At 72.0% G+C, this 13,158-nt stretch carries 9 protein-coding genes; 3 read left to right on the top strand and 6 right to left on the bottom strand.

The features are described 5' to 3' along the window. Positions 1–65: 65 nt before the first annotated feature. Genes whiA through uvrC form a run of 4 tightly spaced genes read right to left on the bottom strand, consistent with a single transcriptional unit; the run spans position 66 to position 5,387 of the window. Positions 66–1,055 carry a DNA-binding protein WhiA gene (gene whiA, locus BLW82_RS32525; protein ID WP_089100932.1) on the bottom strand — a complete coding sequence of 330 codons (990 nt, stop codon included), beginning with the start codon at positions 1,053–1,055 and terminating at the stop codon, positions 66–68. After that, a complete protein-coding gene (yvcK, locus tag BLW82_RS32520) occupies positions 1,046–2,113 on the bottom strand; it encodes a gluconeogenesis factor YvcK family protein (RefSeq protein WP_093504485.1) in 1,068 nt (355 codons plus the stop codon). The genes whiA and yvcK overlap by 10 nt, the downstream gene beginning before the upstream one ends. Further along, complete coding sequence (gene rapZ, locus BLW82_RS32515) at positions 2,110–3,156, bottom strand: RNase adapter RapZ (RefSeq protein ID WP_093504483.1); 1,047 nt, start codon at positions 3,154–3,156, stop codon at positions 2,110–2,112. The genes yvcK and rapZ overlap by 4 nt, the downstream gene beginning before the upstream one ends. Further along, positions 3,153–5,387: an excinuclease ABC subunit UvrC gene (gene uvrC / locus BLW82_RS32510; protein WP_093504481.1), complete on the bottom strand. Its 2,235-nt coding sequence runs from the start codon at positions 5,385–5,387 to the stop codon at positions 3,153–3,155. Before uvrC ends, rapZ begins: the two co-directional genes overlap by 4 nt. A gap of 845 nt (positions 5,388–6,232) precedes the next feature. Between uvrC and BLW82_RS32505 the strand changes: the two genes are divergently transcribed. Further along, positions 6,233–7,183, top strand: coding sequence for a hypothetical protein (locus BLW82_RS32505; RefSeq protein ID WP_093504479.1), 951 nt, complete (start codon positions 6,233–6,235; stop codon positions 7,181–7,183). Between the two features lie 25 nt (positions 7,184–7,208). Here the strand turns inward: BLW82_RS32505 and BLW82_RS32500 are convergent, their stop codons facing one another. Beyond that, positions 7,209–7,637 carry a Rieske (2Fe-2S) protein gene (locus tag BLW82_RS32500; protein ID WP_093504477.1) on the bottom strand — a complete coding sequence of 143 codons (429 nt, stop codon included), beginning with the start codon at positions 7,635–7,637 and terminating at the stop codon, positions 7,209–7,211. A gap of 321 nt (positions 7,638–7,958) precedes the next feature. Here BLW82_RS32500 and BLW82_RS32495 point away from each other — a divergent pair, with 321 nt between their 5' ends. Both BLW82_RS32495 and BLW82_RS32490 read left to right on the top strand, forming a co-directional pair. Then, complete coding sequence (locus BLW82_RS32495; RefSeq protein WP_093504475.1) at positions 7,959–9,062, top strand: LacI family DNA-binding transcriptional regulator; 1,104 nt, start codon at positions 7,959–7,961, stop codon at positions 9,060–9,062. Further along, positions 9,059–9,976 (top strand): carbohydrate kinase family protein, encoded by a 918-nt coding sequence (locus BLW82_RS32490; protein ID WP_093504473.1) that lies wholly within the window; start codon positions 9,059–9,061, stop codon positions 9,974–9,976. Before BLW82_RS32495 ends, BLW82_RS32490 begins: the two co-directional genes overlap by 4 nt. A gap of 136 nt (positions 9,977–10,112) precedes the next feature. On the opposite strand, the gene uvrA is transcribed toward BLW82_RS32490, so the two are convergent. Then, positions 10,113–13,142 carry an excinuclease ABC subunit UvrA gene (uvrA, locus tag BLW82_RS32485; protein ID WP_093504471.1) on the bottom strand — a complete coding sequence of 1,010 codons (3,030 nt, stop codon included), beginning with the start codon at positions 13,140–13,142 and terminating at the stop codon, positions 10,113–10,115. Between the last annotated feature and the right edge of the window lie 16 nt (positions 13,143–13,158).

Here is a 13,158-nt window from a genome sequence, read left to right as displayed (position 1 = left end):
AAAGGGACGTAAACACCGGTGCCGACGACCGCCGCGGTCGCCGGCACCGGCGGGGTGACGGTGCCTCAGCCTGCGAGGTTGTCTGCCAGCTCCTCGGAGAGGTTGGCCTCGGTGCCCGGGATGCCCAGATCGGACGCGCGCTTGTCGGCCATCGCGAGCAGTCGGCGGATCCGGCCGGCGACGGCGTCCTTGGTGAGCGGCGGGTCGGCGAGCGCGCCCAGCTCCTCCAGGGAGGCCTGCTTGTGCTCCATGCGCAGCCGGCCGGCCGCCGCGAGGTGCTCGGGCACCTCGTCGGCGAGGATCTCCAGGGCACGCTGGACCCTGGCTCCGGCGGCCACGGCCGCGCGGGCGGAGCGGCGCAGGTTGGCGTCGTCGAAGTTGGCGAGGCGGTTCGCGGTGGCGCGGACCTCGCGGCGCATCCGGCGCTCCTCCCAGGCCAGCACCGACTCGTGCGCGCCGAGACGGGTCAGCAGGGCGCCGATCGCGTCACCGTCACGGACGACCACCCGGTCCACCCCGCGCACCTCACGGGCCTTCGCGGCGATGGACAGCCTGCGGGCGGCGCCGACCAGCGCCAGCGCGGCCTCCGGGCCCGGGCAGGTCACCTCCAGGGAGGAGGAGCGGCCGGGCTCGGTCAGCGAGCCGTGGGCCAGGAAGGCGCCGCGCCAGGCCGCCTCGGCGTCACAGGTGGCCCCGGAGACGACCTGCGGGGGCAGGCCCCGGATCGGCCGGCCCCGGCCGTCCACCAGGCCGGTCTGGCGGGCCAGCTGGTCGCCGCCCGCCACCACCCGCACGACGTACCGGGAGCCGCGGCGCAGTCCGCCGGGCGCCATCACGATCAGCTCGGAGCTGTGGCCGAAGATCTCCAGGATGTCCCGCTTGAGGCGCCGGGCCGCCATCGCGGTGTCCAGCTCCGCCTCGATCACGATGCGCCCGCTCACCAGGTGGAGGCCGCCCGCGAACCGCAGAATGGCGGAGACCTCCGCCTTCCGGCAGCAGGTCCGGGTGACGGGTAGCCGGGAGATCTCGTCCTTCACCGCTGCCGTCATCGCCATGGGCCGATCCTTCCATGCATCCGAAAAATACGGTCGTACGCGGCGGCCAACAGCTCCGGGTCGTGCCGGGGTGAACCGTCGGTCCGGGCCACGGGGCTCAGCTCGACCGCGGCTCCCAGCCGCTTGGCGGCCTCGGTGAGCGAGTCGCGGTCGGGCACGGCGGCCTCGTCGGCCAGCACCACGTCCAGGGCGAGTTTAGGGGCGTGTCGCCCCAAAACCTCCAAATGACGCTGCGGTGAGAAGCCTTCGGTTTCTCCCGGCTGCGGTGCCAGGTTCAGCGAGAGGACCTTGCGGGCCTTGGTCTCGGTGAGCGCGTCCAGCAGATCGGGGACGAGCAGGTGCGGGATCACCGACGAGAACCAGGAGCCGGGGCCGAGCACCACCCAGTCCGCGTCCAGGACGGCCGCCACCGCCTCCGGCACGGCCGGCGGGTCGTGCGGCACCAGGTGCACGGACTGGACCTCGCCGGGCGTGAGCGCCACGGTGGCCTGCCCGCGGACGAGGTCCACCTCCTCGGGCCGCTCCGGGTCGTGCCCCTTGACCAGCGCCTGCAGCTCCAGCGGCACGGCGGACATCGGCAGCACGCGCCCGTGCGCGCCGAGCAGCCTGCCCACCAGGTCCAGGGCCTGGACGTGGTCGCCGAGCTGCTCCCACAGGGCGACGATCAGCAGATTGCCGACCGCGTGCTCGTGCAGGTCGCCCTTGGACTGGAAGCGGTGCTGGATGACCCGGGCCCAGGTCTGGCCCCAGTCGTCGTCACCGCACAGGGCGGCGAGAGCCTTGCGGAGATCACCCGGTGGGAGCACACCCAGTTCGTCGCGCAGGCGCCCGCTGGAGCCGCCGTCGTCGGCCACGGTGACGACGGCGGTGAGGTCGCCGGTGATCCGGCGCAGGGCGGCGAGCGAGGCGGACAGGCCCATGCCCCCGCCCAGGGCGACCACCTTGGGCTGGGCACCGCGGCGGCGCGGCCGGGCACCGCGGGCCTCGACGGGACGGCCCGCGCGGGACTCCGGCACCATCCGGCGCAGCCTGCTCAGCCGTGGACTGCGCTCGGTCACTCGCGCCCCATGTCCCGGTGCACGACCACGGTCTCCACTCCCTCTGCGGCCAGGCGGGCGGCGAGCTTCTCGGACACGGCGACCGAGCGGTGCTTGCCGCCCGTGCAGCCGATGGCGATCGTCACGTACCGCTTGCCCTCACGCCGGTACCCGGCCGCGATCAGCCGCAGCAGCTCGGCGTACCGGTCGAGGAACTCCTTGGCGCCCGGCTGGTTGAAGACGTACGCCGACACCTCCTCGTTGAGACCGGTGTACGGGCGCAGCTCCGGCACCCAGTGCGGGTTGGGCAGGAACCGCATGTCGGCGACCAGGTCGGCGTCGACCGGCAGGCCGTACTTGAAGCCGAACGACATCACCGTCGCCCGCAGCTCGGGCTCCTCCTCGCCGGCGAACTGGGCGTCCATCTTGGCGCGCAGCTCGTGCACGTTGAGGCTGGAGGTGTCGATCACCAGGTCGGCGTCGCCGCGCAGCTCGCGCAGCAGCTCCCGCTCGGCGGCGATGCCGTCCACGATCCGGCCGTCGCCCTGGAGGGGGTGCGGGCGGCGCACCGACTCGAAGCGGCGGACCAGCGCGTCGTCGGAGGACTCCAGGAAGACGATCCGGCGGGTGACGCCCCGGCTGTCGAGGTCGGCGAGGGACTCGCGCAGGTTGTCGAAGAAGCGCCGGCCGCGCACGTCGACGACGACCGCGATCCGCGCCACGTTGCCCTGGGAGCGGGCACCCAGCTCGACCATGGTGGGGATGAGGGCCGGCGGGAGGTTGTCCACGACGAACCAGCCGAGGTCCTCCAGGCACTTGGCCGCCGTGGAACGGCCGGCTCCCGACATGCCGGAGATGATCACCAGCTCGGGGATGGCCGCCTCCGGCACCCCGGCAGCGGCGGCGTCCGTGCTCACTTCTGCTCCGTTTTCCTGGCCCGCTTCGGCTTGCGCTTCCTGCGGCTGATCCTGGCGCGCCTCGTTGTGCGTTTCCTCGGGCTCGCCCTGCGTTTGGCTGAACGCCGGATCTCGCTGTGCTGTGGGCTGTGCGTCGCGCTCGGTCATCTCTCCTGGCCCCGTCGATCGTCCGGGGCGCCCGCGGGTACGGGCTCCCCCGAGGCGTCCGCCGTCGTCTCGGGCGCCTCGTCTTCCCTGTCATCCATGATCTCTCCGGTCGCCGTGTTCACGGCGGGTGCGGCCGGGGCCGCCTGGGCGAGGGCCACGGCGATGGTCTCGGCCGTCTTGCGTCCTATCCCGGGTACTTCCTGGATCTGCTCGATTGTGGCGGACCGCAGCTTCTTCACCGAGCCGAAATGCTTGATCAACGCCTGTTTGCGGGTCTCGCCCAGCCCCGGTACGTCGTCCAGGGGGCTGGAACGGAAGCGCTTGGCCCGTTTGGTGCGCTGGTAGGTGATGGCGAAGCGGTGCGCCTCGTCCCGGATGCGCTGGAGCAGGTAGAGGCCCTCGCTGCTGCGGGCCAGGACCACCGGGTCGTCGTCCCCGGGCAGCCAGACCTCTTCGAGGCGCTTGGCGAGGCCGCAGACGGCGATGTCGTCGATGCCGAGTTCGTCGAGCGCCCGCTTGGCGGCGGCGACCTGCGGCCGGCCGCCGTCGACGACCACGAGCTGGGGCGGGTAGGCGAACTTCTTGGGACGGCCGTCCTCGTCCTTGAAACCGTCGACGGGGGCGGCATCGCGGTCGGGTGCGGTGCCGGGGGGTGTGGGGGCGGCGGAGGGTGCGGGAGCGCCGGAGGGTGCGAGGGCAGCGGAGGGTGCGGGAGCGCCAGAGGCTGCGAGGCTGCCGGGGGGTGCGGGGGTGCCGGGGGCCGTCGCCGCGGTGCCGTCGGACTCCGTGAGGGCCTCCTCGGCGCCGTCCTCCACCCACTCGCCGGTCCGCTCCTTGTCCGCGAGGTAGCGGCGGAAGCGGCGGGTGATCACCTCGTGCATGGAGCGCACGTCGTCCTGGCCGGCGAAGCCCTTGATCTGGAAGCGGCGGTACTCGCTCTTGCGCTGCAGGCCGTCCTCGAAGACGACCATGGAGGCCACCACGTCGTCGCCCTGCAGGTGCGAGATGTCGTAGCACTCGATGCGCAGCGGGGCGCTGTCCAGGTCCAGGGCGTCGGCGATCTCCTCGAGCGCACGCGAACGCGTGGTGAGGTCGGAGGCGCGCTTGGTCTTGTGCAGGGCGAGCGACTGCTGGGCGTTGCGCTGCACGGTCTCCATCAGGGCCTTCTTGTCGCCGCGCTGCGGGATGCGCAGCGAGACGTTCGACCCGCGGCGGTCGGTGAGCCACTCCTGGACCGGCTCGACCGGCTCGGGCAGGGCCGGGACCAGCACCTCCTTGGGGACGGCGTCACCGGTCTCCTCGCCGTAGAGCTGCTGGAGGGCGTGCTCGACGAGGGCGCCCGTGGTGACGTCCTCGACCTTGTCCGTCACCCAGCCGCGCTGGCCGCGCACGCGTCCGCCGCGCACGTGGAAGATCTGGACGGCCGCCTCCAGCTCGTCCTCCGCGACGGCGATGAGGTCGGCGTCGGTCGCGTCGGCGAGCACGACCGCGTTCTTCTCCATCGCCTTCTTCAGGGCCTCGATGTCGTCGCGCAGCCGGGCGGCCCGCTCGTACTCCATCTCCTCGGCGGCCTCCGTCATCTGCTGCTCCAGACGGCGGAGGTAGGTGCCGGTGCGGCCGGCCATGAAGTCGCAGAACTCCTCTGCCAGTTCGCGGTGCTCCTCCGGCTCGACCCGGCCGACGCAGGGAGCCGAGCACTTGCCGATGTAGCCGAGCAGGCAGGGACGGCCGGTGCGGGCGGCGTTCTTGAACACCCCGGCCGAGCAGGTGCGCACCGGGAACACGCGCAGCAGCAGATCGACGGTGTCCCGGATCGCCCACGCGTGACCGTACGGCCCGAAGTAGCGCACGCCCTTCTTCTTGTGACCGCGCATCACCTGGACCCGCGGGAACTCCTCGTTCATCGTCACCGCGAGGTAGGGGTAGCTCTTGTCGTCGCGGTACTTCACGTTGAACCGGGGGTCGTACTCCTTGATCCAGGAGTACTCCAGCTGGAGTGCCTCGACCTCCGTGGACACCACGGTCCACTCCACGGACGCCGCGGTGGTGACCATCGTCCGGGTGCGGGGGTGCAGGCTCGCCAGGTCCTGGAAGTAGTTCGCCAGGCGCTGGCGCAGGCTCTTCGCCTTTCCGACGTAGATCACCCGGCGGTGCTCGTCACGGAACCTGTACACCCCGGGAGTGTCCGGGATCTGTCCCGGCTTGGGGCGGTAGCTGGAGGGGTCGGCCATGTCTCACACCCTACTGGCGAGCACCGACACCGCGACGAGCCTGTGGACAACCGTCGGCAGGCCGGGCGGGGCGGCGGGCGCGCCGGAGACCCCCGGAGACCGGGCCGACGGGACAGGCCGGCCGAGCATGCGGGCTTACCGACTGCCGACTACGGGCTACGGGCTACGGGCTACGGGCTACGGGCTACGGGCTACGGAGGGGCGGTAGGCCTGCCAGGGCTTGCGGGCGCCCGGGCCGAGTGGGCGCCGTGGATTCGTGGCCGGTGCGCAGGGGCACACCGGCGGCCGGCCGGGGATCGCGGAGGTACGGCGACGCGCTGCCGGAAGTCGGTGCGGGGACTTGGCGCCTCCGGGCGACCACAGCGGGTAGCCGGGACGCGCGCGGCCGCCTGCTCGCTGCCTCTGCGCACCCGGCGGGGCGGGTCGGGGAATCGGACACCTTGGCGACTTCGCGAGCCGTTCCGGCATATCGCGGGCAGGGACCCCGCGCGCGACCGGCCCGGCGCGGACCCGCCGATCGTGACGGATCTTGCTCCGCTTCCTCCCCAAATCGCCCCCTCGCCCACGAACGATCTCCGGCCTCCTGGCCGAGAGCGGCCCGGCCACGCCCGCACCCTCCCGCCGGTGGACGGGGTCGCGCCCCGGCCAGGCGGGCGCCCCGGACCGGCCGAAGGTGTTGTCGGGGATTGGTCAACACGCTTCAATGCGGGGGAACTCGGGGCCGTGAGCGACGGCCTGCGGACGCGGCCTGCCCAGATGCGGCCGCCCCGGCGCCGACGGGGTGGCCCCGAACCGCGCCAACGGCCTGACCAGCCGTTGAACCCCCCGACAGAAAGGCCCCCTGCATGCGGCACGGCACACAGCACGCGGACGTCGCGACCGCGGAACTGGACTCGGCCCTGCGCGGCGGCCCCTTTCACGTGGCTCTGCGCGCCGCGATCGCCGCCCGCGGGCTGCCGCTCCAGCGCGTGCAGCACCACCTGTCCCGCTACGGCGTCAAAGTGGGCGTCACCAGCCTGAGTTACTGGCAGCAGGGCGCCCGCCGGCCGCAGCGCCCGGAGTCGCTGCGGGCCGTCCGCGCGCTGGAGGAGATACTCCAGCTCCCGGACGAGTCCCTGATCCGGCTGCTCACGGAGACCACCGAGCAGGAAACCGCCGCGCGCCGCCCCGCCGCCCGCTCCTACCGCTCCCTGATCGAGGCCTGCGACGTCCTCGACCGGCTGCAGGCCGAACTCGGCTGGTCCCTCGACGGCGGCCTGCACACCCTGGGACACCACGAGCAGGTGCGGATCGGCACCCACCGGGAACTGGCCGCCCGCGAGTCGCAGCACATCGTGCGCGCCCACCGGGACGGCGTCGACCGCTTCGTGGCAGTCCACCACGGCGATCCCGGCTGCGCCCCGCAGCACATGACCGTGCGTGCGCTGGAGAACTGCCGTGCGGGACGTGTCCGTGCGGACGAGGAGACCGGCCTCCTCGTCGCCGAGCTCCTCTTCGGCACGCGCCTGCGCTCCGGTGACACCTTCCTCTTCCGCTACGCCGTCGAGGACGGCACGGCCGGTGTCTCACGCGAGTACGTCCGCGGCTTCGGCTTTCCGGGCGGCCAGTACACCCTTCAGGTGCGTTTTGCCGCCGACGCACTGCCGACCCGCTGCCATCGGTTCGCCCAGCACTCGGCGGCGGCTCCCCGCAGCGGCCGTCAGACCCTGCCGCTGAGCGGGCTGCACCGCTCCGTGCACCTGGTCGAGCCCCGGGTACGGCCGGGACTGCTGGGGATCGGCTGGGACTGGGAATGAACCGGCGCTGACGCCCAATCCCCGATCAGGCGCCGGGTCCCGCCACGATCCGGCCGTTCGCCTCCTTGACCGGCAGTCCGTTCAGCGGCTCGGTGGCCGGTGACCGCACCACCTTCCCGGTCGCGGCGTCGAACTCGCTGCCGTGGCAGGGGCAGACCAGGGTCGTGCCCCGGAGCCTGTCGATCGGGCACCCCGCGTGCGTGCAGATCGTGCTGTACGCCTTCAGCGCACCGTCGGATGACCGGCTGACAACCACGTTGTGCTCCCGGTAGAGCCGGGCTCCGCCCTCGGCGACCTCGCTGCCGGCTCCGAGGTCGACGGGCACGGTCGGCGTGGCGTCCGCCGTGGCCGCACCACCGGGTGCCTGACAGGCGGCCGCTCCCAGTCCGGCTACCGATGTGACGGCCGCTCCGCGCAGGAGGGTACGGCGACTCGTGAAGGGGCGGGCGGGCACGCGGGGCTCCAGGTGGGTCGGGGCGGGGCAGGCGGGACTCCGGGAGACAGCCGCCCAGGACCGTGCGGGAAGACAGTACCCGGGCGGATCGTCCTGCTTCGGGGGTGGGGGGCGTAGCGCGGGCGCGGCTCGCTCGATAGCGCGTAAACGCTTGCGCAAGCGTTTACGCGGCCGTGGTGGATGGGGTAGCTTCCGGCCGAAGGCTCCGCGCGGCGGCCCGAGCGTGAACCGGCGTGCCGGTCACGCACGGATGCGGCACCGGCGGCCCGAGCCGGAACCACAGAGCCCGCGCCCGGGGCGGTACGCGACAAAGGGAGCCTCATGCCCACCATGGCCGACGTCGCCCGCAGCGCCGGCGTCTCCGTGGCGACCGTCTCCCATGTGCTGAACGAGACCCGCCCGGTGCTGCCCCACACCCGTCAGGCCGTGCTCGACGCCATCGAGGAACTGGGTTACACGCCCAACACCCTCGCCCGCTCCCTGGTCACCTCTCGCACCCGTTCCATCGGGCTGGCGGTGTCGGCGATCAGCAACCCCTACTTCACGGAGATCCTCCAGGGCGTCGAGGCAGCCGTCCTGGAACACGGCTACAGCCTGCTCATCGCCGACCCGCACGACGACCCCGAGCATGAACGCAAGGTCGTCCAGCTCCTCCACGAGCGCCGGGTCGACGGCCTGATCGTCGCTCCCTCCGCCGACCCGCGTGCGCTCCTCGCCTACCTCGGCCGTCATGCCGTACCGACCGTCCTCCTCGACCGGATCGTCGACGGCCACGCGGACCCCGCCTCGCCCTTCGACCAGGTCTGCGCCGAGAACACCGAGCCGACGGCCCGGCTCGTCACCCACCTCGCGGGTCTCGGGCACCGCCGGATCGGCCTGGTCGCGGGGCTGCCCGGGCTGAGCACCACCGGCGAGCGGATCGCCGGCTACCGGCAGGGACTGGCCGCGGCCGGGCTGCCGCTCGACCAGGACCTGATCGTCCCGGGCAACTCGGAGGCCGCGGGTGGCGAGCAGGCCACCGCCGCCCTGCTGTCGCTCGCCGCCCCGCCCACGGCACTGGTCACCGCCAACAACGCGATGACCATCGGCGCCCTGCGCGCGCTGCGCACACGGGGCCTCTCCGTACCGGACGGCATCGCCCTGTGCTGCTTCGACGACTTCGCCTGGGCCGATCTCTTCTCGCCCCGGCTCACCGCCATCGCCCAGCCCAGCAGGGAACTCGGCGCCGAGGCGGTCCGGGTGCTCCTGGAACGGCTGGCGTCACCCGGCCGGCCCGCCCGGACCGTACGGCTCCCCTGCGCCTTCGTGCATCGGACGTCCTGCGGGTGCCTGGAGGAGGACACCGACGAGGACCCCCCTCGTACCCGCAACGCCCCCAGCACGTCCAGCGCCCTTCAGCACCCCGGGAAAGGAACCCTCTCGTGATCGTCGTCGCCGGTGAGGCACTGATCGACCTGGTACCGCAGGGCACGGGCGCCCTCGCGCCCCTGCAGCCGGCGCTCGGCGGCGGCCCGTACAACACGGCCGTGGCCCTCGGCCGCCTGGGCTCCGCCACCGCGTTCTGCTCCCGCGCCTCCGACGACGCCTTCGGCGAGGCCCTGCTGGACGGGCTGCGGCGGGCGGGTGTGGACGTCTCCCTGGTGGAGCGCGGCCCGGAGCCGACCACCCTCGCGGCCGCCACGATCGACCCGCGGGGCTCCGCCTCCTACTCCTTCTACGTCGAGGGCACGGCCGACCGCCTGTTCACCACCCCCGCCGGTCTCCCCGCAACGACCAGGGCCGTCTCCTTCGGTACTCTCTCGCTGGTCCTGGAACCGGGGGCGAGCGCCTATGAGGAGCTGATGCGCGACGCGGCCGGGCAGGGCCTGTTCACCGCACTCGACCCGAACATCCGGGCGGGTCTGATCACGGATCCGGACGCCTACCGGGCCCGCTTCAAGAGCTGGCTGCCCTCGGTGACCCTCCTCAAGCTCTCGGCGGAGGACGCCCTGTGGCTGGGCGGCACCCCGCACGAATGGCTGGCGGCGGGGCCCGCGGCCGTGGTGGTCACGCATGGGGGTGACGGTCTCAGCGCCTTCACCCGCGACGGCACCGTGTACGCCGTTCCCGGTGAGGAGGTCGCCGTCGTGGACACGATCGGCGCCGGTGACACCGTGAACGCGGCCCTGCTGCATGGTCTGGCAGCTCAGGACGCCCTGTCCGCCGAGGCGCTCCTGGGACTGGGCGCCGACGGGTGGACGAGGCTGCTGCGATTCGCGGCGCGGGCGGCCGCGGTCACGTGCTCCCGGGCGGGTGCGGAACCGCCGTACGCCTCCGAACTCGAAGGCTTCGCTCTCTGACTCGCTGTTGAGGGGTCAAGGTCCGTCGTGGCCGCGGAAATCCGGCGGCTGATCGTGGAACGAGCGGCGCCCCGCGGGAAGTTCCCATGGGGCGCCGCACTTTTCTGTACTTTTCCGGACCCGTCACCCAGCGGCCTCAGGCCTTGCGGGGCCGCGTCGTCTTCTTCGCGGGAGCCGTCTTCTTCGTGGCTCCGGCCGCCTTCTTCGTGGCCGTGTTGTCGGCGGTCGTGGCGGTCGCCGTCCTCCTCGCCGTCGACTTGGCCGCGACGGTCTTCTTCGCCGCCGTCCTGCGCGGCGCCTTCACGGAGCTGGCGTCGCTGATGCGGTCGGCGCCGAGGATCTCGCGCAGGAACTTGCCGGTGTGGCTGGCCGGGACCGCGGCGACCTCCTCGGGCGTGCCCTCCGCGACGACGAGGCCGCCGCCGGCGCCGCCCTCCGGGCCCATGTCGACGACCCAGTCAGCGGTCTTGATCACGTCGAGGTTGTGCTCGATGACGATGACCGTGTTGCCCTTGTCGACCAGGCCCCCGAGGACCTTCAGCAGCTTGCTGATGTCCTCGAAGTGCAGACCGGTGGTCGGCTCGTCCAGGACGTAGACCGTGCGGCCGGTGGAGCGCTTCTGCAGTTCGCTGGCGAGCTTCACACGCTGCGCCTCGCCGCCGGACAGGGTGGTCGCGGACTGGCCGAGTCGGACGTAGCCGAGGCCGACGTCCTTCAGTGTGTTCAGGTGGCGGGCGATCGACGGGACGGCCTCGAAGAATGCCGTGGCCTCCTCGATCGGCATGTTCAGGACCTCGGAGATGGACTTGCCCTTGTAGTGGACCTCCAGGGTCTCCCGGTTGTACCGGGCACCGTGGCAGACCTCGCACGGGACGTAGACGTCCGGGAGGAAGTTCATCTCGATCTTGATGGTGCCGTCGCCCGCGCAGTTCTCGCAGCGGCCGCCCTTGACGTTGAAGGAGAAGCGGCCCGGCAGGTAGCCGCGGACCTTCGCCTCGGTGGTCTCGGCGAACAGCTTGCGGATGTGGTCGAAGACACCGGTGTACGTCGCCGGGTTCGACCGCGGGGTGCGGCCGATGGGCGACTGGTCGACGTGCACGACCTTGTCCACGAGGTCGTCGCCGTCCACGCGTGTGTGCCGGCCGGGGACGTTCCGCGCGCCGTTCAGCTCGCGGGCCAGGTGCGTGTACAGGATGTCGTTGACCAGCGTCGACTTGCCGGATCCGGACACGCCCGTGACGGCCGTGAACACACCCAGCGGGAAGGACACGTCGATGTCCTGGAGGTTGTTCTCGCGGGCGCCGTGCACGGTGAGCCGGCGGGACGGGTCCTGCGGGCGGCGGATGTCGGGCAGCGGGATCGCCTTCCTGCCCGACAGGTACTGGCCGGTCTGCGACTCCTCGTTCACCAGCAGTTCCTTCAGGGAGCCGCTGTGCACGACCTTGCCGCCGTGCTCGCCCGCGCCGGGGCCGATGTCGACGACCCAGTCGGCGACCTTGATGGTGTCCTCGTCGTGCTCGACGACGATGAGTGTGTTGCCCATGTCACGCAGCCGGACGAGGGTCTCGATCAGCCGGTGGTTGTCGCGCTGGTGCAGGCCGATCGACGGCTCGTCGAGGACGTACAGGACGCCGACGAGGCCGGAGCCGATCTGGGTGGCCAGGCGGATGCGCTGGGCCTCGCCGCCGGAGAGGGTGCCGGCCGCGCGGTTCAGCGAGAGGTAGTCCAGGCCGACGTCGACCAGGAACTTCAGCCGTTCGTTGACCTCCTTGAGCACGCGCTCGGCGATCTTCTTGTCGCGCGCGTTGAGCTTGAGCTCACCCAGGAATTCGGCGCAGTCGCTGATGGACATCGCCGCGATCTCGGCGATCGACCTGTCCATGATCGTGACCGCGAGGACGATCGGCTTCAGGCGCGTGCCCTGGCACGTCGGGCAGGGCACCTCGCGCATGTAGCCCTCGAAGCGCTCGCGGCTGGCGTCGCTCTCGGCCTCGCTGTGCCGGCGCTTGACGAACGGCACGGCGCCCTCGAAGGGCGTGGTGTACACGCGCTCGCGGCCGTACCGGTTGCGGTAGCGGACCTCGATCTGGGTCTTGTGGCCGTAGAGCAGGGCCTTCTTGGCACGCTGCGGCAGCCCGGCGAAGGGGATGTCCGTACGGAATCCCAGCGCGTCCGCGAGGGCGCCGATCAGGCGGCCGAAGTAGTCCTTGGTGTGGCCGTGCGACCACGGGTGGATGGCACCCTCGTCGAGCGACTTGTCCTCGTCCGGGACGATCAGCTCCGGGTCGACCTCCATGCGCGTGCCGATGCCGGTGCACTCGGGGCAGGCGCCGAAGGGCGAGTTGAAGGAGAAGGAGCGGGGCTCCAGCTCCTCGAAGGACAGGTCGTCGTACGGGCAGTAGAGGTGCTCCGAGTACATGCGCTCGCGCTCCGGGTCGCCCTCGGGGAGGTCGACGAAGTCGAGCACGACCATGCCGCCCGACAGGCCGAGCGCGGTCTCCACGGAGTCGGTGAGGCGGCGCTTGGCGGTGCCCTTCACCGTGAGGCGGTCGACGACCACCTCGATGGTGTGCTTCTCCTGCTTCTTCAGGGCCGGCGGCTCGGAGAGCTGGATGGTCTCGCCGTCCACGCGCGCGCGGGAGTAGCCCTTGGTCTGGAGGTCGGCGAAGAGGTCGACGAACTCGCCCTTGCGCTCGCGCACCAGCGGCGAGAGCACCTGGAAGCGGCTCCCCTCCGGCAGCTCCAGGACCTTGTCCACGATGGCCTGCGGCGACTGGCGGGAGATCGGGCGGCCGCACTCGGGGCAGTGCGGCTTGCCGATGCGCGCGAAGAGCAGCCGGAGGTAGTCGTAGACCTCGGTGATGGTGCCGACCGTCGAGCGCGGGTTGCGCGAGGTCGACTTCTGGTCGATGGACACCGCGGGGGACAGGCCTTCGATGAAGTCCACGTCCGGCTTGTCCATCTGCCCGAGGAACTGGCGGGCGTACGAGGAGAGCGACTCCACGTAGCGCCGCTGGCCCTCGGCGAAGATCGTGTCGAAGGCCAGGGAGGACTTGCCCGACCCGGACAGACCCGTGAAGACGATGAGCGAGTCACGAGGCAGGTCGAGCGAGACGTTCTTCAGGTTGTGCTCGCGCGCGCCACGGACGATGAGACGGTCGGCCACAGCCGGTCCGCACCTT

It is taken from the genome of Streptomyces sp. Ag109_O5-10 (genome assembly GCF_900105755.1).
GTDB lineage: Bacteria > Actinomycetota > Actinomycetes > Streptomycetales > Streptomycetaceae > Streptomyces.
Note: the sequence above shows the minus strand (reverse complement) of the source record. Positions and strands in the feature narration are given on the sequence as shown.